The organism is Cellulomonas sp. (genome assembly GCF_965229465.1).
GTDB lineage: Bacteria > Actinomycetota > Actinomycetes > Actinomycetales > Cellulomonadaceae > Cellulomonas.
Genome location: NZ_OZ245882.1, coordinates 540,247 through 560,412, shown reverse-complemented (window position 1 = coordinate 560,412; position 20,166 = coordinate 540,247). Strand labels below are relative to the sequence as shown.

The following is a 20,166-nucleotide window of genomic DNA, read 5'->3' as shown; positions in this document are numbered from 1 at the left end:
CTCACCGACGCGGGGTGGAGCAGCTCGGTAGCTCGCTGGGCTCATAACCCAGAGGTCGCAGGTTCAAATCCTGCCCCCGCTACAAATGAAGTTGCAGGTCAGAGGCCCTTTCGCTCAGCAGAGCGAGAGGGCCTCTCTTGTTGATGTGGGCAGAATGTGGGCAGGAACTGCCCCTGAACGTCCGTGGACTTGGTGGGACGAGCCCGTACATCACCTCTGGCCGTGCGTGGTGCACGGTGCGGTGAAGGCGGCTGTAGCAGCGCGGCGCTCCACCTGGCTCTGCGGATTCAGTTGTCGCGTGTGGCCGGGTCTACGGCTTCGGCGCTGTGGTGGAGCCGCGTCCCGGGCGCAACCCCCGCCTCCTCCAGCCGCCAGATGAGCACACCAACGCTGCGCTGCACCTCGCGCCATTGCGATTCGGGGTGCGTCTGGCCGCCGTCACGTGCACGGTGCGCGTCGAAGGACGTCAGGTAGGCCTTCAACCCTGCCCGTAGCAGCATCAGCTCGCGGCTGGTGAGCGTCATTGTGTGCTGGGCGTCGTTGTCCACGCGATCTCCTCGGGTTGCCCCGCGATAGCCGGGACGTCGATGGTAGGTGCCGCCTCGCACGGTTGGAGATAGAGGCCAGAGGGCTTTGGCACCTGGTACGGAGCACCCTCAGGAGGCGTGGAGTCGGCGGACTTCATCGAACTTTGATGCGACGACAACGAGGGATGGCTGCCGGTCAGGCGAGGCTTGTCCGGCGGGCGTGCCTACCGCGCGCGTTACGTGCCCCGCCCGGGGCCCCCGACCTGGGCGGGGCACCGGCACGTCGAGAGACAAGAACAGAGAGTTATCTTCCGCCGAGTCGTCCTGTGATGGGCTGGCTAGGGGTGGTGACCTGATCGTCTGCGGTGCGCGGCGGCGGGCACCGACTCGATGTGACGAGGGCGCTCGTAGCGTCGATTGGCGTCGTCGCGCCTTCGATGGCTCGAGGCTCGATGCGACTGAAGGCGAAAGCAGCGACGCCACCAGTGCGGCCATCAAGCGGCCTGAGAGCTCGGAAGGGCCATACGAGGTCGACCGTGTTGTCGACGGTGACACGGTGCGCGTCCTCGTCGACGGGTCCAGCAGATCCGTTCGTCTGGTCGGGATCGATACTCCGGAGACGAAGGACCCGCGCAAGCCGGTGCAGTGCTTCGGTGATCAGGCGTCGGCGCGCGCGCACGAGCTGCTGGACGACCAGCGGGTGTGGCTGGAGTTCGATCCGACGCAAGGACGCGAAGTCCGCTACGGCCGGCTGCTGGCGTACGTCTGTTCGGCGATTCGACGATGATGAACGAGGTGATGGTGCGCGAAGGACTCGCTCACGAGTACACCTACGACTCGGCCTACGAGTACCAAGGTCTGTACGTCGCGGACGAGCACGCCGCCGATGCTGCGTCCGCAAGGCTTTGGTCGCCGGACGCGTACGCCGGCGACACGGAGCAGTCAGCGACGTAACGTGCTGCGGCCGGCTTCGACGCCCGTCTTCAGTCCTTGGGCGCGGCACCGCCGGCTGCGCGTTCCCACCCCAGTACGTTCGGGTTCGTGAACGTACTCGCGGCGCTCTCGATCAGGGGCACCCAGTGACTGACCAGCTCACCGAGATGAGCCCTCTCGCGTTCCAGCAGCTGGCCGCGGCGCTTGCGATCCGCTCGCTCGGCGCCAAGGTCCAGGCCTATGGGACGGGCCGGGACGGCGGCCGCGACTTCACCTCGCGAGGCATCCTGCAGTGGTCGGCCAATGACTACGCCCGTCAGGACTTCTGGGACGGCTATACGGTCTTCCAGGTCAAGAAGAAGGAGACGCTTGCCGCGACGCCTTCGGTGAATGCAACCTGGCTGATCAGGGAGATCCTGGCCGAGCTCGATACGTGGACGGACCCCGATGGCAGTCGTGGGGAGGCGCCCGACTACCTGGTGTTCGTGAGCAACGTGCCACTCACACCGGTTCCGGCGACCGGCGGTTTGGACTTGCTGCACGAGAAGGTCAGCGAGCACCTGCGAAGGCTGAAGGCCTCCGACAAGGAGGACCCCCCCGACAAGAAGGCGCGTGCTGCCCTTGCGCGCCGCATCCGCGCGTGGCACGTGTGGGACGGCAACCAAATGTGGTCGCTGCTGGACGCGTATCCCGAGATCAGGCGCGGGTACCGCGGCCTGCTCACGGCAGGAGACGTCCTGGCCACGCTCCGGACCGATTCCCTACCCGACACCGACCTGGAGGACGCGCTTCGTCGTCACGCGATGGGCCGGCTCATCGCAGACCGGTATATCTACTTCGACGAGGCCGGCGCGGACGTGGCCGACAAGACCCAGCTTCAAGACATCGTCATCGATCTGCCGGTTGTGGGCTCCGACCTCACGGCGGAGCGCATGATCCTTCGCCACGTAGTGGAGCACGGCGAGCGGAACCTTCGCGCGGGTGGGGCGCTGGTGCCTGCCAGACGGCACATCGTCGTCGCGGCCGGCCCAGGCAACGGCAAGTCGACCGTGAGCCGGTTCCTCGCCCAGATCTACCGCACCGCGATGCTCGACAGCTCTAGCCTGGTGACGGCCCATGCCACCGTCGCCTCGGGCGTTCGCACGGCCTGCGGACGCCTCCGCGTGCCGATGCCGACCAACCGTCGATGGCCCCTCCGGATCGACCTCGCCGAGTACGCGGCGCGATACTCGGGCGAGAAGGAGTCAACGTTGCTGCGTTGGGTCGCAGAGAAGGTCAACGAGACCTCGGCCCTGGGTGACGTGAAGGCGCACCACATGGACTCCTGGCTTCGACGCTGGCCGTGGCTGCTGATCCTGGACGGACTCGACGAGGTCACCTCGGCCATCGTCCGTCGCCGCCTCGTGCAGGACATCGAGGCGTTCGTCGCGGACGCAGACGCTGCTGACGCCGACGTCCTGATGGTCGTCACCACGCGCCCGACGGGCTACGACGAGGCCATCGATCCGGAGTCATTCGAACGACTCAACCTGGCGCGGCTTTCGCCCTCGCAGGCGCTGGCCTACGGGTCCCTGGTTACGGGTGTCCGGCTCCGTGACGAGGCCGAACGTCTGCGGCTCGTCCTCGCCAGGCTGAAGGACGCGGTAGAGAACGAGACCCTTCGACTGCTAATGCAGACGCCGCTGCAGGTGCTGATCCTGACGTTCGTGCTGGAGTCGACGGCCAACTTGCCCACCGACCGCTACGGGTTATTCGACCACTACTACGACACCGTGTTCCGGCGAGAGACCAACAAGTCGAACGACCTGTCGCGACTGCTGCAGCAGCACAAGCCCCATGTCGAGGCACTCCACGAGCTCGTGGGCTTCGAGCTGCAGTGTCGAAGCGAGCGGGCCGACGGCGCAATGGCATCCATGACGCTTCCCGAGCTCGAGGGCCTTGTCCGACAGATCCTGCAGCCGGTGGGCTTCGACGTCGACGGAGACGACGCCACCGTAGTCCAGGGGATTCTCAACGCGGCCACGCTCCGGCTCGTGCTGCTGGCACCCCGCCCCGACGAAGGCATCGGTTTCGAACTGCGATCGCTGCAAGAACTCATGGCTGCTCGATACCTCACCTCGGCCAGCGACACGCTCCTGCCGGCCCTGCGCGTCGCGGCACCCAACCCGCACTGGCGCAACACCTGGATGTTCGCCGCGGGTCGCGTGTTCGCGGGCAGTGATGAGCGGCTGCGAACCGGCATGGTGGACCTCGTGGGGCAGCTGGACAAGGACGCATCGGGACGACTCGCGGAGATCTTGCCGATCGGTCCGACGCTCGCCCTGGACCTGGTCGACGATGGGCTGGCCCGGAGCTTTCCGAACCACCAAGAAGCGCTCCTGAGACAGGGAATGGGCAGCTTGGGCGAGCCGCGGCCTGACGCGCTGGGCATCGCGCGGGCGCTGGTGAGGGCAGCCGACGAGTCGCACCGGCTGCGCGTCATCGTCGCGAACGGGCTCCGCTCGGCGCTAAGCGCCTCCGAGCCGACGGCCAGCTCAGCCGCCGAGGTATGCCAATGCATCGGGCCAGCGGTCGCTGAACTCGGACTCGCCGATGATCTTCGGGGGCTCGCCACGGTCCAGGCCGACCAGGTCGGGCGTAGCGCTGCGACGTTTCCCGAGCGAGGCGACCTTGAGCTCGAGGCAGCGAGCCTCGCAGGTCCGGCCCACGAGAGCCGGCTTCGAGCAGCCGCCAAGGAGCTCCTCGACATGAGCGACCGGCAACACCCCGAGGCGTTCGCAGCGGTGTACGAGGTCTTGAGCGACCTCGAGACCGCCATCGCCCTCGAGTTGGCACTGGAGACCGTGGGCGACTCCGACCTCATCGCCGAGATCCGCGACCATGTCCTTCCCCGGATCCTGCGAAGCCCTGTCGGTAGTGAACTCCGGCGGTTGCTCCAGGGCGCTTAGCCCGAGCGGGTGCGTCGGCGGTGCTGGCTGACGCAGATCCGGAACCCGACCGTCACCACCACGCGACGTCGCCGAATGCCCGCTCGGCGGCGATTACCTGATGGTCCAGCCCATCACGGATGGCGCCGATCGGTGCGCGTCGTCGCTCGATCGTGCGGTCCACCATGCCCACACCCACGGTCCCAGGCCGACTGCGACGACGAGTGCGGGCAGAGCGAGGAGGCCCGCGCGCCCGACCATCGTCTTCTCGTAGGTGTCGATGGGCTGCACCATGGCAGACACCTTGTGCTGCTCTGCGAAGGTGACGAGTCGGGTACGCATCGTGCTTCCGCCGACCGCCGTTACGTCGTACCCGATCGGTCCTCCCACGGCTTTTCGCGATGCCCGGGGCGCCGACCGGAACGAAGACGCCCGGCGGCCGAGTCGAGCCGTGGAATCTTGCCTGGGTCGCGGCGTCATCCGCGGTGATCTTCTGCGGAGCGATGGGCATGGTGATCGACCCGCCGGGTCCGTTGATCGTGATCTCGGTGGGCAAGTTAGCCAGCGCCCACCACGTGAAGGCCGGTGAAGGGCTGGGCCGTTGCGGTCAGCTCGTTTGCGCGCGGCCCATCACGAGCGTTTCGGGCGAGGGCCCGAACGTGGGGAGCGGCGGGGAAGACGCTTGGGCGTTGCTGATCCGTTCGGCCGCGTCGCGATAGTGCTCGAGAGTGCGCTGGTGCAGCGCCGGAGTTACCGAAACGCTCGTGCCACGCAGCTTCGCCGCCGCGTACTCCGGGAGGTCAGTGATCTGTTCTCCGGTCAGATTGGCGGCTCGGATGCGAACGTGCCCCGAGCTGGCGAGTCGGTCGTAGGTCATTGCGTTCCAGGCCCCGATCTGCGCCATCGTGTCGACCGCCCCGTTGAGCACTTCGCCTGTGGATCGGCTGGTGCGAGAGCGGCCAGCGGATTCCACGAGTGGCGCGATCTCCGCAAGGAGGTGCCGCGCGGCCGTCGTGTCAGTGCGGACTATCGAGTCACCCGGTCCGGGGGAGATGACGTCGTGGAGATCGCCAAGCACGCGCTGCCATGCTCTGGCGCGGACGATCTGCGGAACGCGCGCGAGTTCCGGGCTGTCCGCCACGTGACGCAGGTCGACGCCGTGGAAGGCGGCACAGTGCGCGTTGACGGCGAGCCCAATGCTGGCGAAGTCGTGCAGGGTCGCAAGGGAGTAGTCGGGATGCGTGAGGGACCCCCATGCCGATCTGCGCAATCTGGTGATCCGATCCGACAGCTCGGTGATCGGGTCGAAGAGGCGCACCGGTGGGTTCGCCAGCCCGATGTCGTCGAGCGGCCCGGCGCCCGTCCGATCCTTCGACCGGTGCACGGCCTGTGCCGCCCACGCCCTCGACTCCTCGAACGCCGGGAGCCAACGTCGCACGTTCGACCAGTGAGCGCCGGCTTGGCCCGCACGTAAGCCGAGTGTCTCGGAGCAGCTCAGCGCGGCTCCAGTCAGGTCGGCGACGCGGCCTAGCGCACGTCGTCGAGCGCCAAAGTCCCACACCACGGGGCCGTCGGGAGAGCGCGAGATCCCCTTGCCATCGGTATGGGTCGCCAGGAGGTCGATGGCTGCGCCGAGCGCCTTGGCGGCGTACGCCCACGGGTGGTCGATAGGCGTCGGTGTCGACGGCAGCCGGTGGTCCTTGTCCTCGAGGGTCGGGATGGACGTGACCATTCGTAGGGCGGCGTACTCGACGGGGTCAGTGCCGTCTCGCGCTGAGCTGGTGCCATAGATCGTGGAGACCCTCGCAGGGTCGACCAGGTGCCAGACGTGCCTCTCAATCGCGTCCAGCAGTCCATGGAAGGACGCCACCGCCAGGTGAGCCTCGGTGAGGTCGTTGTACGGATGTGCCTGCGTCTGAGCTGCCCCGTCATGGACGTGCCGCGCGGCCTGCTGCATGAGTGTTCCGTACGTGGTCACAACCGGAGCCCGGAAATCGTCGCGCGAGCGCTTTGCAGGCGATGCTCGACGCGCGTCAGGCACGAGAGCTCGGCGCTGTCGATCTGCCGTTCCGCGAGGACGTGGCTGACTTCAAGCGCGGTTCCGACCAGTCTCAGGACTACGCCGCACGCCGCATCTCGGTCCTCGCCCGGCCGCAGCGGACCGAGATCCGCCGCCGGTGCGCCCGCGCCCACATCGTCGTGCAGCCATTCCAGCTCATCGCGTGCCTCACGTAGGTCCATCGCGACGAAGGCGAGCTGGACACTCTCGGCGAACTGACCGACAAGGCTGAGCCGCAGCGCCGAGTGACCGGCGGTGTAGAGGAGCGACCACAGTCCCGCCCACGTTGCGGGCGTCCGTCCGAGCAGCGCACCCGCTGGTGCATCCCATCCCATGGACATCGTTCCTCCCGACATGTGCACTGGTCCGCTTCACTTCGCGAGCCTGCTGCGCCGCCGGGTGGCTCAACGTGCTCGGCACCCAGCTTGTTGACGACCGGTCACAAGCAGGTACGCGGGACGGTCTGCAAGACGCGGTCGGAGTCGCGCCCGACGTAAGCGTTCAGCCGGGTCCGCACCCCGAACCAGTCCGGCCTACTTGATGCGACTCCGACTGCGGCGTTCGCAGGCCGCGGCCGGGTCCGACGGTGGCGACGGTGGGCAGGCACGGCAACGACCGCCCGGATCCCCGTGCGCGGGCAGCAGGCGGCCACCCCGTCGATGAAGTTTCGATGCAGGTTGCCCTCTAGGACCTACAGGTCCCAGGTGTGAGGCCCTCAGCACGTCGACAGTTCTGACGGAACCGTTCTCGAGGAGCTCGCATGCATCCCGCCCTTGTCCGACTGCCCGCCGTCGTGGCGCTCGCCGCGTCCCTGACCGCCTTCCCGGCTTTGGCCTTCGCGACGCCGCCCAGCGTCGGCGCCGTGCCCCAGGGCGCCAGTTCAAGCTCGGACCCCGGAGCGGAGCCTCACGACCCCGCGACACCGTCCACACACGACATGGAGGGCATGGAGGCCACAGACGACATGGAGGGCATGCCGGACATGGAGGGGATGGACCACGGTGGCGCGGACGTGGGGACCGGCGACGAGCCGGCCGGCGAGCACAGCGAGCACAACCCGAGCACTGAGGACGGCGGTGGCCACGCAGACGCGGCCCCGCCGACGTCCCGCCCGCGCGTGGCCGTGCTGTCGGCCTTCGCCGGCGTGAACGCGGTTGTGCTGGTCACCGCTGCGGTGCTCCGCCGCCGGGACGGCGATCGCCCCCGCCACCGGCCCCGCCCGGCCGCCACCCCCACCGCTGCCTGACCCTCGCGAAGGACACCCCGATGACCACGCTCACTCCGCCGCCACCCGAGCTCGACGTCGTCGACCCGGACGTCACGCCGGGCCCGGACCTGACCCCGCCGCCGGTGGGCCGCAACCTCATGACGATCCCGTGGATCGCCCGGTCGCTGCGGTCCGGCTGGTACCCGAAGATCTTCCAGATCCCGGTCGCTGCGGTCTTCGGACTGGTCGCCTACCAGCTGCTCGTCGGACCCGACGTGGCCCACGAGAACGCCGGCACCGCGTTGATGTGGGTGCTGTGGTGGCCGGTCATCCCGATCGTGTTCGTGCTGCTCGGCCGGTTCTGGTGCGCCGTGTGCCCGTTCGGGGCGATCTCGGACTTCGCGCAGAAGTGGGTCGGGGTCAACCGGCCTGTGCCGAACTTCCTGAAGAACTACGGCATCTGGATCATCGACGCCTCGTTCCTCGCCATCACGTGGGCCGACCACGTCTGGGGCGTCGTCGAGTCGCCGTGGGGATCCGGCGTGCTGCTCCTGCTGCTGACCACCGCCGTCATCGCCTCCGGGGCCCTTTTCCAGCGCCGCACGTTCTGCCGGTACCTGTGCTTCCTCGGCGGGCTGTCCGGCAACTACGCCCGCACCGGCATGGTCGAGCTGCGCGCCGACTCCGGGATCTGCAAGACGTGCAAGGCCAAGGCCGTCTGCTACAACGGCAACGACAAGGTCGCCGGCTGCCCGTTGTTCACGTTCCCCCGCACGATGGAGGACTCCGCGAACTGCAACCTGTGCGCGAACTGCATCAAGTCCTGCCCCAACGACGCGATCCAGGTGCGGCTGCGCAAGCCCACCAGCGAGCTGTGGTTCATCACCAAGCCCAAGATCGAGCAGTCGATGCTCGCCATGGCGATCATGGGCATCGTCCTGATCCAGAACATCACCATGCTCGAGGTCTGGAACAGCGTCCTCGCCCAGATCGAGGCGCTCACCGGGATCACCAGCTACGCCGTCATCTTCACCGTGGCGTTCGCCGTCGCCGTGTCGGTGCCCGTGGGCCTGCTCGCCCTCGCATCTCGCATCGCGGCGGGCCGCAACCTCGAAGACACCAAGATGAACTTCGCTCGCTTCGGGTACGCGCTCATCCCCCTGGACGTCGCCGCGCACCTCGCGCACAACCTGTTCCACCTGCTCGCCGAGGGCGGCTCGGTCTACTACACGGTCGCCAACCTGTTCGGTGCCGGCGTCAGCGGTGACCCGGCACTGATGAGCACGGGCACCATCCAGGTGCTGCAGTTCGCGCTCCTGGCCCTCGGGATCGCCGGCTCGATCTACACCGCAAAGCGGATCTCCTACCGCCGATACCGCACCGCCGCCCGCAGGCGCTCCACGCTGACGCCCTACGTCGTGATCATCGCGCTGCTCGGTGCGATCAACGTGTGGATGTTCCTGCTCCCCATGGCCCACCGCATGTGAGCAGTGGGCACCGCCTTCCCGATCATCACCCTCTCACCGCGACCCCAGGAGGCCGACCCATGCCTGCGCCCCGCTCGACGGCACACGAGACGACCACGGACCCATCCACACCCACGGCGCTCCGAGTCGCCATCGTCGGCGCCGGCCCGGCCGGCATCTACGCCGCCGACATCCTGTCCAAGGCCGGCCTTGACGTCAGCATCGACCTCTTCGAGCGGCTGCCCGCGCCGTTCGGCCTGGTGCGCTACGGCGTCGCGCCCGACCACCCGCGGATCAAGCAGATCATCGTCGCCCTGCACAAGATCCTCGACCGCGGCGACATCCGCCTGCTTGCGAACGTCGACTACGGCACGGACGTGACCCTGGACGACCTGCGCCGGTTCTACGACGCCGTCATCTTCTCCACCGGGTCCATCCGCGACGCGAGCCTGCCGGTGCCGGGCATCGACCTCGACGGCTCCTACGGCGCCGCGGACTTCGTGTCCTGGTACGACGGGCACCCGGACGTCCCGCGCACGTGGCCGCTGAACGCCCAGCACGTCGCCGTCCTCGGCGCGGGCAACGTCGCCCTCGACGTGGCTCGCATCCTGGCCAAGCACGCCGACGACCTGCTGCCCACAGAGATTCCCGCGAACGTCTACGACCAGCTGAAGGCGTCGCCCGTCACGGACGTGCACGTGTTCGCCCGGCGCGGCCCCGCACAGGTCAAGTTCTCGCCCCTGGAGCTGCGCGAGCTCGGTCACGTGCCGGACGTCGACGTCATCGTCTACCCCGAGGACTTCGACTTCGACGAGGGCTCGATGGCCGCCATCCACTCGTCGAACCAGACCAAGCAGGTGGTCAAGACCCTGACGGACTGGACGCTCCTGGAGGTCGAGGAGCACACGTCGAGCCGGCGCATCCACTTGCACTTCCTGCACAAGCCGGTCGAGGTCCTCGGCGAAGACGGCAAGGTCATCGCGCTGCGCACCGAGCGCACCGCCCTGAACGGGGACGGCAACGTGTCCGGCACCGGCGAGCTGCACGACTGGCCCGTCCAGGCCGTCTACCGCGCGGTCGGCTACTTCGGCTCGCCGCTGGCGGACATCCCCTTCGACGACGTCGCCGGCGTGATCCCCAACCGCGAGGGCCGCGTGGTCGACGTCGACGGCGAGCACCTGCCGGGCGTGTACGCGACCGGCTGGATCAAGCGCGGACCGGTCGGTCTCATCGGGCACACGAAGTCCGATGCGTCCGAGACCATCAAGCACCTCGTCTCGGACGTCGACCGCCTGCAGCGACCCGAGCACCCTGACCCCCGGGCAGTCACGGCACTGCTCATCGAACGCGGCATCGACCCCATCGAATGGTCCGGCTGGCAGCTTCTCGACGCCTACGAGCAGTCGCTCGGAGCGGCGCAAGGCCGCGAGCGCATCAAGGTCGTTCCCCGAGAGGAAATGGTTGCTGTCAGCCGCCGTCAGCCGTGAGCGTGAGCTTGGGCGGTGGGGGCTGAGCCGCGGGCTGTGCGCCGGGTCCGTGGTTTCACCACGGCCGAGCTGCGCCGTAGCGCGGTCCAGGCTCCCGCCGCCAGTACGGCGAGCCAGCCAAGACCCAGCACGAGGTATCCGGCCTCGTCGAATGTCGACGTGAGCGCGGCGTCGGTCAGGACTCGGATCCCGCCGTAGCCAGGCAGGACCTCCGCCCACCCCGGGGGCGCACCTCGGAGCATCGGGCTCTGAGCAATGCCCAGGTCCATGAAAGGCAGCAGGAACGCGACGAAGACGCCGCTCACCCGGCCCAGAACGGGCCCGATGATCACTCCGAGGAAGGCGTAGGTCAATGCCACCAGGAGGTTCGCCATGCCGTAGAGCACCCACTGGTGCGCATCGAAGACCAGCGCCGTCACGGCGAGCGAGGCCACCGTGGCCAGGGTCGCCGCCATCGAGACCACCGTGAGCCGAGCACTCGCCAGAGTGCTGGAACGCATGCCGGCAAGGGTCAGCCGCTGATCGCCGGAGCGGGCGTCCAGTGCGAGGAACAGTCCCGCCAGGGTGGCCAGGGACGCCACGGCGATCGGTGCCATCGTGCCTGCGTGCATGTGCGCGGGGTCCATCGCCCGGGTCACGAGCGTGCCGCCCTCGTTGAGGACGACTGGCGTCGAGCCGGAGGGTGTGATCGCGTCGGCGAGCAGGACGAACACCGCCGGCACGACCGCGAGAAGCACCCACAGCACCGGGTTGCGACGCCACTCCCGCAGGCCGGTGCCGAGCGCTGCGCGCAGCTGGTCCGGCCGGGAGCCGGCGGCGAGCGTTCGCCGCGCGGCCGCCCGGCCCGGTGGCCGAATAACCACGAGCGCGACCGTCGCGGATGCGGCGGTCCACGCGAGTGCCCACCCGAGATCCCCTAGCCGGCCCTCGTGCCCGGACGGGACGCCGACCATCCACAAGGACACGAAGTGCGTCGGTAGCGCACGGGAGATCGGTTGCGTCGACCCGCTCAGCGTCGGACCGAAGAAGACGTCCAGGATCCAGATGAACAGGATCAGCACCGTGCCGTTCACCGGGTTGCGCACCCGGGACCCGACCGCCGCACCGATGCCGAGATAGATCACTGAGAACATCACGGTCCCCGCGACCACGCGGCCCGGGTCCTCCAGGCCTGAGGTTGCGACGAGTGCCAGCAGCGCGGCCGCGGACGCGAGCGACGCGATGATCAGGCCGCACAGGACGCGTGCCTGTGCGAGTCGGCGACCGGGCAGCCCGGCGAGCACGAGGCGACGGTCGGTGTCCCTGCCGGCCGATACCTGGAAGTACATGGCGAGTGCGGAGATGAAGGCCGAGGCCCATCCCGCGGTCACCGCCTCGATGGCGGGCGCGCCGCCCTGCCCACCCAAGAGCCGAGCCGCGTCGGCGAGCGCAGGAGCCGCGGCGACGACGAAGGCCACAGGCACGAGGACGAGCACCAGCAGGTTCGTCCTGTTGCGTGCGTAGTCGGCAAGGAACCCGCGGACGAGTGCAGGGATCATCGTGGCACCGCCCGTCCATCGCGCAGGTCCAGGATGCGGTCGAAACGCTCCTCGTCGGCGACGAAGTGACTGATGATGAGGACGCTTCGCCCGGCGATCCTGCGATCTGCGACGAGGTCCCAGAAGCGTAGGTACGTATCCCAGTCGAAGCCGGCGTAAGGCTCGTCGAGCAGGAGGACCTCGGGGTCGGCGAGCAGCGCGAGACCCAGGTTGAGCTTGGCGGTCGTGCCTCCAGAGAGCTGACTCACGCGCGCTCGTGCGTATCGCTCAAAGCCGAGCGCCGCGTAGATCGAGGCTCGTGACTCACGTTCCACCCGGCCGGCGATCCCGTAGGCATGGCCGAAGAGCTCAAAGTGCTCGTCGCACGTCAGCCGCTCGTAGAGCTGAGGAACCTGCGGGCAGTAGCCGAGCCGCGTCGCGCGCTCGACCTCGCCGGCGTCAGGAGCGAGGGCGCCCACGAGGATCTTCATCAGCGTGGACTTGCCCGATCCGTTCTCACCGACGAGACCCACGACTTCTCCCTTGTGCATGGAGAAGTTGACGCCCGCGAGGACGGGGACGGCTCGCCGCGCGGGCCACGAGCCGCGCCTGTACGCCTTGTCGATGCCGTGCGCGGCGAGAACGACACCTCCGGATCCGGTCAACTGCGACAAAGCGTCCATGACCGTGACTCCTTCCATACCCCCAGGGGGTATGCGAGTCACGCTAGCACTCCGACGAGCGAGCGGATGCGGCCGGGGCGATGAAGATCTCGTCAAGGTCCGGTGCGATCCGCGGCACCGCAGATTCGTCGGATCCGTCGACCGGGGATCACCGAGATGAGATCGCCCGTCGGCTGGGCTGACCTTGGGTGTGCACGTGCCGCCGCCCGACAACCTTCATGGAGCGTTGATCGTTCCTCCACGAGACACCTGCTCGCCTCGCGAATGCTGAGGCTATGGACTCCGTGAAGGAACAGCCGCTCGTCGTACCGAGCGCTTCAGCGACAGATCAACCCTCCGGTGTGCGCACTCTTTGGACAGCGCTCAACGGCGCCCTCGGTGCCGTCTCTGGCGTGGCGCCGCACATCCTGCACCACGTCGGTCCGCTGGTGGGCACGGCGCTGGTGGCAGGTGCGGGGGGCACGCTCGTATTCGGCGCGCTTGGGCTGGCGTTGTCCGTGCCATTCCTGATCCGGCTCCACAAGCGATTCTCGAGCTGGTGGGCGCCCGCCCTGGCACTCGCGCTGTTCGCAGGGATGTTCGCACTGTCGACGTTCGTCGTCGGCCCTCGCCTGAGCGGCGTCGATTCGCCCCCGCAGAACGTCTCGCCAACGGAGCACGCGGGCCACCACGAGTCGCCCTCGGACAACTGAGTCTCAGAGAGGGGCATCAGTCGGGTGCGCCGGGCCATGCTCCCGTCGGACAGGCGCATGCCGGCGCGCGACGTTCCAGACTGGGCGGGAGCGTGACCGTCAGCGCACCGGGACCGCCGCGACCCGCTGGGGCACGGTGCTGGTGGCCCGGGGGTTCTCCTCGAGCGAGACAGCCTGGAAGTTCCGTAGGCGCAAGCTGTTGGTGACTACGAAGACTGACGAGAACGCCATGGCCGCCCCCGCGATCAGCGGGTTGAGCAACCCGGAGATGGCGAGGGGGATCGCGGCCACGTTGTACGCGAACGCCCAGAAGAGGTTGCCCTTGATCGTGGACAGCGTCCTACGCGACAGACGCACGGCGTCGACCGCCGCCCGAAGATCACCCCGAACGAGCGTCAGGTCGCTCGCCTCGATGGCGACGTCCGTTCCGGTGCCCATCGCGATACCCAGGTCCGACTGAGCGAGGGCTGCGGCGTCATTCACCCCGTCGCCCACCATCGCGACGACCCGTCCGCTCTCCTGCATCTCGCGCACTACGCGGACCTTGTCCTCCGGCAGAACTTCGGCGACGACCTCGTCGATCCCGACCTCGGCGCCGATCGCCCTGGCCGCCCGGTAGTTGTCACCGGTCAGCAGAACCGGTCGCAGGCCGAGCGCCTTGAGCTCGGCGACCGCCTGACGGGACGTCGGCTTGAGCGTGTCGGACACGATGAGTAGACCGCGAAGTGCGCCGTCCCATCCGACGGCCACAACGGTGCGCCCGGCCGACTCAGCTGCCTCGAGAATCGTTCCCAGCTCGGGGTCGAGGTGGAGGCCCCACTGCTTCGCCATCCACGACACCCGCCCTGCAGCGACAGCATGCCCGTCGACGACCCCGGAGACGCCCAGACCTTGGGTGTTCGCGAACTGTTCCACGGTAGGCAGGATGCTCAGTTCGCTTCGCGCCCCAGCTGTGATTGCCCGCGCGATCGGGTGCTCGGAAGCGTCCTCGAGCGCCCCGGCGATGCGCAGCACCTCGTCGCGCGTGGAGGTGCCGGCGGGTCGTACCTCGACGAGCTGCATCTGCCCGCTCGTCACGGTTCCCGTCTTGTCCAGGACGACCGTGTCGACCTGGCGCGTGGACTCCAGCACCTCGGGTCCCTTGATCAGGATGCCCAGCTGGGCGCCCCGGCCAGTACCCACCATGAGAGCGGTGGGCGTGGCCAGGCCGAGCGCGCAGGGGCAGGCGATGATGAGCACAGCCACGGCGGCGGTGAACGCCGCCTCGGCCCCAGCCCCTGCCCCGAGCCAGAACCCGAGCGTGGCGACCGCAAGGCCGATCACGATCGGCACGAACACCGCAGAGATCCTGTCCGCGAGACGTTGCACCGGCGCCTTTCCGGTCTGCGCCTCCTCCACCAGGCGAGCCATCTGGGCGAGTTGGGTGTCGGCTCCGACCCGAGTCGCGCGGACGAGGAGCCGGCCACCGGCGTTCACTGTGGCGCCCACGACGGTGTCACCCGGTCCGACCTCTACCGGAACCGGCTCGCCGGTCAGCATCGACGCGTCGACGGCCGACGCACCCTCGACGACCATGCCGTCGGTCGCGACCTTCTCCCCGGGCCGAACGACGAAGATGTCACCGACGATCAGGTCAGCCACGGCTATCCGCACCTCGGTCCCGCCGCGCACGACTCCGACGTCCTTGGCCCCGAGCTCCATGAGCGCGCGAAGTGCCGCGCCCGAGCGCTTCTTGGCGCCTGCCTCGAAGTAGCGCCCGAGGAGGATGAAGACCGTGACGGCTGCCGCGACCTCGAGGTAGATCTCGTGGCCTCCGCCACCGCGGTCCGGCACGATGTCGAACGCCATGCGCATTCCCGGCCTGCCGGCCGCCCCGAGGAACAGCGCGTACAGGGACCACCCGAAGGCTGCCAGGACGCCGACACTGATGAGGGTGTCCATGGTCGCCGCCGCGTGCCGGGCGTTCGCCCAGGCAGCGCGGTGGAACGGCCACGCTCCCCAGACGACGACGGGTGCGGCGAGGGTCAGAGACAGCCACTGCCAGTTGTCGAACTGCAGCGGCTCGACCATCGAGAGGATCAGCACGGGCGCGGTGAGGACGGCCGAGAGCGTGAGCCGGTGCCGTAGGGCCGCCGTCTCGTCTCGGACCTCGGCGTCCGGACCAGCAGCCGGCTCGGATCGGTTGGTCTCACGAGGGCGGGCGCTGTAACCCGTCGCCTCGACGACAGCGACGGCCTCGTCGATCGTGGTGCCTTCGGGCAGCGTCAGCGTGGCCTTCTCGGTCGCGTAATTGACGCTCGCCTCGACGCCAGGCATGCGGTTGAGCCGCTTCTCGATCCGTGCGGCGCAGGACGAGCAGGTCATCCCGCCGATCTCGAGCTCAATGGCCTGGGTCACCCGGCCTCCGTTCTGGTGGTCACTCGTGGTCGGCCGGCATGTCATCGGGCTGGTCTACCGAGGACGGTGCCGGGTTGATGTCGATCGGCCCGATGGCGGCCCCGACGCCGACTCCGACGCCGAGGGCCGCCGCGAGAACGAGCCCGAATCCTGCGAGCCGTCCCGCATCGTTCACGCCGATTCGCCGACGAGCTCGTATCCCGCCTCGTCCACGGCCGCGCGGACGTCGTCCAGAGCGAGATCTGCGTCGCTGCTGACGACGACGCGGGATGTGCCGTCGTGCACCAGGGCGACGTCGACGCGCTGCACGCCGGGGAGCTTGGTGATCTCGGCGGTGACCGACGAGACGCAGTGGCCGCAGGTCATCCCCGTGACCGCGTAGTTGGTCGTGCTCATGGCGTGCTCCTCTTCATGTGTGTGGTGCTGACAGACACTCATCATACCCCCATGGGGTATGGCCACGCGGGCGGTCGACTCCGGCAGGTGAGGCGGAGCAGCCGACTTCACCGAGCCGCGAAGGGCGTGCTATGAGGTGTGGTGGTGGCTCACGGGCTCGTCCTTGTCGGCCCGCGGAGCTGCGCTCGCCTCGTCGCCTCGCCCCTTGCCGTGCCCGGAATGCCCGGAGTGTCCGCCGAACATCATCCCGACCATCATCAACGGGCACGCGAGGAGGATGGCGTAGCGCAGCGCCTCACCGGCTGAGTTTCCGAAGAGCAGGAGGACGCCGAACAGCCCCGCCGCGATCAGCGCCATCCACTTCACATGCCCGAGCCCGCTGTGGTTCATGGTCATCGACTCCTTCGATCCCTAGGTCCACGGTCTGCCTTCGTCCACCCGATCGCGCGACAGCTCGACGGGAGGACCGGCTGCTTGCAGCGTCCTGCGTGCAGTGCCCACGTACGGCTGAGGCCCTGTCAAGAACCGCTGAAGAAACCGCCTGGACGCCAAACCTGGAGTGCCGGCGTACTGCACCGATATCCGGAAGACCGACGGCACCGGGCAGGGCCCAACGCTCGTCGTCCGGCACTCGCTCCCGCGAGGCGCCCCGACGATCCTTGGTCAGATCTTCATCGCCGCGGCCTCCACATATACCCGTGGGGGGTATATACCTGACGAGTAGTGCGACGTCGATGCGTGGCTACGAGATGAATGAAGGTGGGCTTTGTGAACGGGACGGATGTGGGGGTCCTGGCCCTTGGCGGGCTGTTCACCGCGGTAGTGGCGTGGTTCTTCTTCGCGCCGAGAAAGACCCAGCAGGCCCAGCTGGAGGGAGGGGTGCAGGTCGTGACCGTGACGGTGAAGGGCGGCTACAACCCGGACCTGGTCGAGGTCACCGCCGGCACGCCAGTCCGGCTCCTGTTCGACCGCCAGGAGAGTGGTGACTGCACCTCACGCGTCGTGTTCCCAGACTTCAAGGTCAACGCGAGCTTGCCCGCGAATCGGACCACCGCTGTCGACCTGATGCCGGCCGTACCTGGCGACTACGAGTTCGCGTGCGGCATGAATATGGTTCGTGGTCGTCTGCGCGTCGTGGCTGGCGGTGGTGGTGCGGTGGACTCGGCGGGGCGAGCTCCCGCGGCTTCCGCGGCCGCCGGGCCGGCGGCCCGCGAGGTGACGACCTCGCGGGAGGGCGGTCTGCAGGTCGCCGACGTTCTCCTCGAGGATGTCGCCAACCCAACCGTCGTGCTGGTCGAGCCGGGCGTGGCGGTCCAACTGCGGCTCGAGCCGGCCGACGATTCGGCCCGGCACGAGCGGTTCACGCTCGCCGACCTCGGCATTGATGTGCCACTCGCGGAGCACGGAGTCACCGTGGTCGAGATCCCGCCGCTCTCGAGAGGCTGGTACGAGTTCACCTGCGGCACGGGGACGGCGGGAGGCAGCATCGTCGTCCGCGCGCCGGCCAGAGATTCCGGAGCGAACGAAGGCGCCCACGGTGTGGACGATGCGGAGGCCCAGGACCGGGCGGCGGAGATCGCCGACCTGAAGAAGCGGGTTCTCGTTGGGGCGGTGGCAAGCGCTCCGGTTCTTTTTGCCGTCATGGCGACAGAGCTGTTCGGTGCGCGGTGGGTTCCCGACCTGCTGATGAACCGCTGGGCCCAGCTGGCGCTGATCACACCGGTGATGTTCTACACGGGGTGGCCGATCCACAAGACCGGCTGGTTGGCGCTGTCCCATCGCAGTGCCGACATGAACTCGCTGATCACGTTGGGCACCATGGCGGCCTACGGCTACAGCCTCATCGTGACCACCCTGCCGAGCCTTCTGCCGACGATCGCCCAGGAGGTGTACTACGAGGCTGTCGGGGTCATCATCACGCTGATTCTGCTGGGTCGGTTGCTGGAGACCAAGGCCAAGGCGGGCACCGGGGAGGCGATCCGGGCCTTGATCGGGCTGCAACCGCGGACAGCGCGGATCGTGCGCGAGCACGTCGAGATGGAAGTCTCCGTCGAGGACGTGCGGATGGGCGACGTCGTCGTCGTCCGTCCTGGTGAGAAGCTCCCTGTCGACGGCGAGGTTCTCGACGGCAGGTCGTCGGTCGACGAGTCGATGATCACCGGCGAGCCCATGGCCGTGACGAAGAGCATCGGCGACATGGTCGTCGGAGCGACGATCAACCAGACCGGCTCGTTCCGCTACGTGGCGACCAAGGTCGGCGCGGACACTGTGCTGGCGCAGATCATCCGGCTCGTCCGCGAGGCGCAGGGGTCCAAGGCGCCGATCCAGCGGCTGGTGGATCAGGTATCGGGCTACTTCGTGCCCGCGGTGATGGTGATCGCGATCTGGACGTTCGCCGCGTGGGCACTTGTGGGCCCACCGCCCGCGTTCGTCCTCGGGCTGGTTGCGGCCGTCTCGGTGCTCATCATCGCGTGCCCCTGCGCGCTCGGTCTGGCCACCCCGATGTCGATCACCGTCGGCACGGGCAAGGGCGCCACCCATGGGATCTTGATCCGCTCGGCGGAGGCCTTGGAGACCGCGCACAAGCTGGACACCGTCGTGCTGGACAAGACCGGCACGATCACCAAGGGCGCCCCGGCCCTGACGGACGTCCTGCCGTGCCCGGGTTTCGACGCGGACGAGATCCTCGCCCTGGTGGCCGCCGTGGAGCATTCCTCCGAGCACCCGCTGGCCACGGCGATCGTTGCAGGCGCCAAGGAGCGAGGTCTCGACCTTGCGGTCGCGGAGGCATTCGACTCCGTGACCGGCCAGGGTGTGCGCGCCTACGTCGGTGGACGTGAGGTCCTCGTCGGAAACGTTCGGCTGCTGGCCACGGCAGGGATCGACGCTGCACCCCTCGTGGCCGACGTGGCCCGCCTCGCCGGCGACGGCAAGACCCCGATGCTGGTGGCCGTCGAAGGGCGCGCAGCGGGTGTCGTCGCCGTGGCAGACACGCTCAAGCCCGGCTCGGCGGCCGCCGTCGCTGCCCTGCAGGCCAGGCGCATCGAGGTGGTCATGATGACGGGGGACAACCGGGACACCGCCGCCGCGATCGCGCGTCAGGTGGGCATCACCCGAGTCGTCGCCGAAGTCATGCCCGAGCACAAGGCCGCCGAGGTCAAGCGGCTGCAGGCCGACGGGCACATCGTCGGCATGGTGGGTGATGGCATCAACGACGCCCCCGCGCTCGCACAGGCCGACGTCGGCTCGGCCATCGGCACGGGCACGGACGTCGCGATCGAGTCCTCGGACATCACCCTGATCTCCGGGGCGCTGTCTGGGCTGGTCACCGCAGTGGACCTGTCGCGAGCCACGATGCGCAACATCCGCCAGAACCTCGCTTTCGCGTTCGTCTACAACGGGCTCGGGATCCCGATCGCCGCCGGGGCGCTGTATCCCTTCTTCGGCATCACGCTCAGTCCCATGCTCGCGGCGGCGGCCATGGCACTGTCTTCGCTTTCGGTGGTGGCGAACGCCAACCGCCTTCGCCGATTCACGCCGCAGGCGATCCCAGAAGTCGTCCGAGTCCGTTCCACGGAACCCGTGGTGGAGATCGGACGCTACGAAGAGGAACAGAACCACCACGAGAAGGAGGAACCCATGTTTGGCAAGACACAGAAGGTTGTCGACCCGGTGTGCGGGATGAGCGTCGACCCAGCCACAGCCGCCAGCCTCGAGCACGACGGAGTGACGTACTACTTCTGCTCCTCGCACTGCGCGAAGAGCTTCGAGGCCAACCCGGCTGAGTTCGTCACCAGCTGACCCGTCGGGGAGGCCGCCCGCCGTGCGCGCGCGGCCTGCCCGACGGACGCGAGACGAAGACGGACCGCCGCGAA

Annotated in this window: 17 protein-coding genes and 1 tRNA gene; 9 read left to right on the top strand and 9 right to left on the bottom strand. The window is 68.4% G+C overall.

Annotated elements, in window-relative coordinates; translation table 11 throughout:
- The first annotated feature begins 8 nt into the window (after positions 1-8).
- Positions 9-82: transfer RNA gene (locus ACO06A_RS02585), tRNA-Met, on the top strand.
- A 205-nt stretch (positions 83-287) separates the two neighbouring features.
- Here the strand turns inward: ACO06A_RS02585 and ACO06A_RS02580 are convergent.
- Positions 288-548, bottom strand: coding sequence for a hypothetical protein (locus tag ACO06A_RS02580; RefSeq protein WP_175348186.1), 261 nt, complete (start codon positions 546-548; stop codon positions 288-290).
- Positions 549-1,083: 535 nt separating this feature from the next.
- On the opposite strand from ACO06A_RS02580, the gene ACO06A_RS02575 reads away from it, so the two are divergent.
- The 3 genes from ACO06A_RS02575 to ACO06A_RS02565 all read left to right on the top strand — a co-directional run bounded on the left by ACO06A_RS02575 (position 1,084) and on the right by ACO06A_RS02565 (position 4,408).
- Positions 1,084-1,314: a thermonuclease family protein gene (locus ACO06A_RS02575; protein WP_175348187.1), complete on the top strand. Its 231-nt coding sequence runs from the start codon at positions 1,084-1,086 to the stop codon at positions 1,312-1,314.
- Positions 1,311-1,481: a thermonuclease family protein gene (locus tag ACO06A_RS02570; protein WP_175348188.1), complete on the top strand. Its 171-nt coding sequence runs from the start codon at positions 1,311-1,313 to the stop codon at positions 1,479-1,481. Before ACO06A_RS02575 ends, ACO06A_RS02570 begins: the two co-directional genes overlap by 4 nt.
- A 125-nt stretch (positions 1,482-1,606) precedes the next feature.
- Entirely contained in the window at positions 1,607-4,408 is a 2,802-nt protein-coding gene (locus ACO06A_RS02565) for an NACHT domain-containing protein (RefSeq protein ID WP_175348189.1), read from the top strand.
- A gap of 93 nt (positions 4,409-4,501) precedes the next feature.
- On the opposite strand, the gene ACO06A_RS02560 is transcribed toward ACO06A_RS02565, so the two are convergent.
- The 3 genes from ACO06A_RS02560 to ACO06A_RS02550 all read right to left on the bottom strand — a co-directional run bounded on the left by ACO06A_RS02560 (position 4,502) and on the right by ACO06A_RS02550 (position 6,787).
- Positions 4,502-4,681 (bottom strand): hypothetical protein, encoded by a 180-nt coding sequence (locus ACO06A_RS02560; RefSeq protein ID WP_421734529.1) that lies wholly within the window; start codon positions 4,679-4,681, stop codon positions 4,502-4,504.
- Positions 4,682-4,994: 313 nt separating this feature from the next.
- A complete protein-coding gene (locus tag ACO06A_RS02555) occupies positions 4,995-6,344 on the bottom strand; it encodes a hypothetical protein (protein WP_175348190.1) in 1,350 nt (449 codons plus the stop codon).
- Positions 6,345-6,361: 17 nt separating this feature from the next.
- Complete coding sequence (locus ACO06A_RS02550; protein WP_175348191.1) at positions 6,362-6,787, bottom strand: hypothetical protein; 426 nt, start codon at positions 6,785-6,787, stop codon at positions 6,362-6,364.
- Between the two features lie 605 nt (positions 6,788-7,392).
- On the opposite strand from ACO06A_RS02550, the gene ACO06A_RS02545 reads away from it, so the two are divergent.
- Genes ACO06A_RS02545 through ACO06A_RS02535 form a run of 3 tightly spaced genes read left to right on the top strand, consistent with a single transcriptional unit; the run spans position 7,393 to position 10,606 of the window.
- Positions 7,393-7,692: a hypothetical protein gene (locus ACO06A_RS02545; protein WP_421734528.1), complete on the top strand. Its 300-nt coding sequence runs from the start codon at positions 7,393-7,395 to the stop codon at positions 7,690-7,692.
- A 20-nt stretch (positions 7,693-7,712) separates the two neighbouring features.
- Positions 7,713-9,140 carry a 4Fe-4S binding protein gene (locus ACO06A_RS02540; RefSeq protein WP_421734527.1) on the top strand — a complete coding sequence of 476 codons (1,428 nt, stop codon included), beginning with the start codon at positions 7,713-7,715 and terminating at the stop codon, positions 9,138-9,140.
- A gap of 59 nt (positions 9,141-9,199) precedes the next feature.
- Positions 9,200-10,606, top strand: coding sequence for an FAD-dependent oxidoreductase (locus ACO06A_RS02535; RefSeq protein WP_175346870.1), 1,407 nt, complete (start codon positions 9,200-9,202; stop codon positions 10,604-10,606).
- Here the strand turns inward: ACO06A_RS02535 and ACO06A_RS02530 are convergent.
- Both ACO06A_RS02530 and ACO06A_RS02525 read right to left on the bottom strand, forming a co-directional pair.
- Positions 10,597-12,144 (bottom strand): ABC transporter permease, encoded by a 1,548-nt coding sequence (locus tag ACO06A_RS02530; protein ID WP_175346871.1) that lies wholly within the window; start codon positions 12,142-12,144, stop codon positions 10,597-10,599. The genes ACO06A_RS02535 and ACO06A_RS02530 overlap by 10 nt on opposite strands.
- Positions 12,141-12,806 carry an ATP-binding cassette domain-containing protein gene (locus tag ACO06A_RS02525; protein ID WP_175346872.1) on the bottom strand — a complete coding sequence of 222 codons (666 nt, stop codon included), beginning with the start codon at positions 12,804-12,806 and terminating at the stop codon, positions 12,141-12,143. Before ACO06A_RS02525 ends, ACO06A_RS02530 begins: the two co-directional genes overlap by 4 nt.
- A gap of 275 nt (positions 12,807-13,081) precedes the next feature.
- Between ACO06A_RS02525 and ACO06A_RS02520 the strand changes: the two genes are divergently transcribed.
- Positions 13,082-13,498: a hypothetical protein gene (locus ACO06A_RS02520; RefSeq protein WP_175346873.1), complete on the top strand. Its 417-nt coding sequence runs from the start codon at positions 13,082-13,084 to the stop codon at positions 13,496-13,498.
- A 99-nt stretch (positions 13,499-13,597) separates the two neighbouring features.
- Here ACO06A_RS02520 and ACO06A_RS02515 read toward each other — a convergent pair whose 3' ends face one another.
- The 3 genes from ACO06A_RS02515 to ACO06A_RS02505 form a co-directional block, all read right to left on the bottom strand.
- On the bottom strand, positions 13,598-15,940 hold the full coding sequence (locus ACO06A_RS02515) for a heavy metal translocating P-type ATPase (protein ID WP_175346874.1): 2,343 nt from the start codon (positions 15,938-15,940) through the stop codon (positions 13,598-13,600).
- A gap of 126 nt (positions 15,941-16,066) precedes the next feature.
- The gene (locus ACO06A_RS02510) at positions 16,067-16,291 is read right to left on the bottom strand and encodes a heavy-metal-associated domain-containing protein (protein WP_175346875.1); all 225 of its coding nucleotides are present in this window, start codon (positions 16,289-16,291) and stop codon (positions 16,067-16,069) included.
- A gap of 129 nt (positions 16,292-16,420) precedes the next feature.
- Positions 16,421-16,687, bottom strand: a complete 267-nt coding sequence (locus tag ACO06A_RS02505; protein WP_210767775.1) for a DUF2933 domain-containing protein — start codon at positions 16,685-16,687, stop codon at positions 16,421-16,423.
- A 372-nt stretch (positions 16,688-17,059) separates the two neighbouring features.
- On the opposite strand from ACO06A_RS02505, the gene ACO06A_RS02500 reads away from it, so the two are divergent.
- Positions 17,060-20,092, top strand: a complete 3,033-nt coding sequence (locus ACO06A_RS02500; protein WP_175346876.1) for a heavy metal translocating P-type ATPase — start codon at positions 17,060-17,062, stop codon at positions 20,090-20,092.
- Positions 20,093-20,166 lie beyond the last annotated feature (74 nt).

Coding starts and splice junctions, on each gene's coding strand:
- ACO06A_RS02555 (WP_175348190.1), bottom strand. CDS start 6,344: ATGCAGCAGGCCGCGCGGCACGTCCATGACGGGGCAGCTCAGACGCAG.
- ACO06A_RS02560 (WP_421734529.1), bottom strand. CDS start 4,681: ATGGTGCAGCCCATCGACACCTACGAGAAGACGATGGTCGGGCGCGCG.
- ACO06A_RS02545 (WP_421734528.1), top strand. CDS start 7,393: ATGGAGGCCACAGACGACATGGAGGGCATGCCGGACATGGAGGGGATG.
- ACO06A_RS02510 (WP_175346875.1), bottom strand. CDS start 16,291: ATGAGCACGACCAACTACGCGGTCACGGGGATGACCTGCGGCCACTGC.
- ACO06A_RS02515 (WP_175346874.1), bottom strand. CDS start 15,940: ATGACATGCCGGCCGACCACGAGTGACCACCAGAACGGAGGCCGGGTG.
- ACO06A_RS02525 (WP_175346872.1), bottom strand. CDS start 12,806: ATGGACGCTTTGTCGCAGTTGACCGGATCCGGAGGTGTCGTTCTCGCC.
- ACO06A_RS02520 (WP_175346873.1), top strand. CDS start 13,082: ATGGACTCCGTGAAGGAACAGCCGCTCGTCGTACCGAGCGCTTCAGCG.
- ACO06A_RS02550 (WP_175348191.1), bottom strand. CDS start 6,787: ATGTCCATGGGATGGGATGCACCAGCGGGTGCGCTGCTCGGACGGACG.
- ACO06A_RS02530 (WP_175346871.1), bottom strand. CDS start 12,144: ATGATCCCTGCACTCGTCCGCGGGTTCCTTGCCGACTACGCACGCAAC.
- ACO06A_RS02540 (WP_421734527.1), top strand. CDS start 7,713: ATGACCACGCTCACTCCGCCGCCACCCGAGCTCGACGTCGTCGACCCG.
- ACO06A_RS02505 (WP_210767775.1), bottom strand. CDS start 16,687: ATGACCATGAACCACAGCGGGCTCGGGCATGTGAAGTGGATGGCGCTG.
- ACO06A_RS02570 (WP_175348188.1), top strand. CDS start 1,311: ATGATGAACGAGGTGATGGTGCGCGAAGGACTCGCTCACGAGTACACC.
- ACO06A_RS02535 (WP_175346870.1), top strand. CDS start 9,200: ATGCCTGCGCCCCGCTCGACGGCACACGAGACGACCACGGACCCATCC.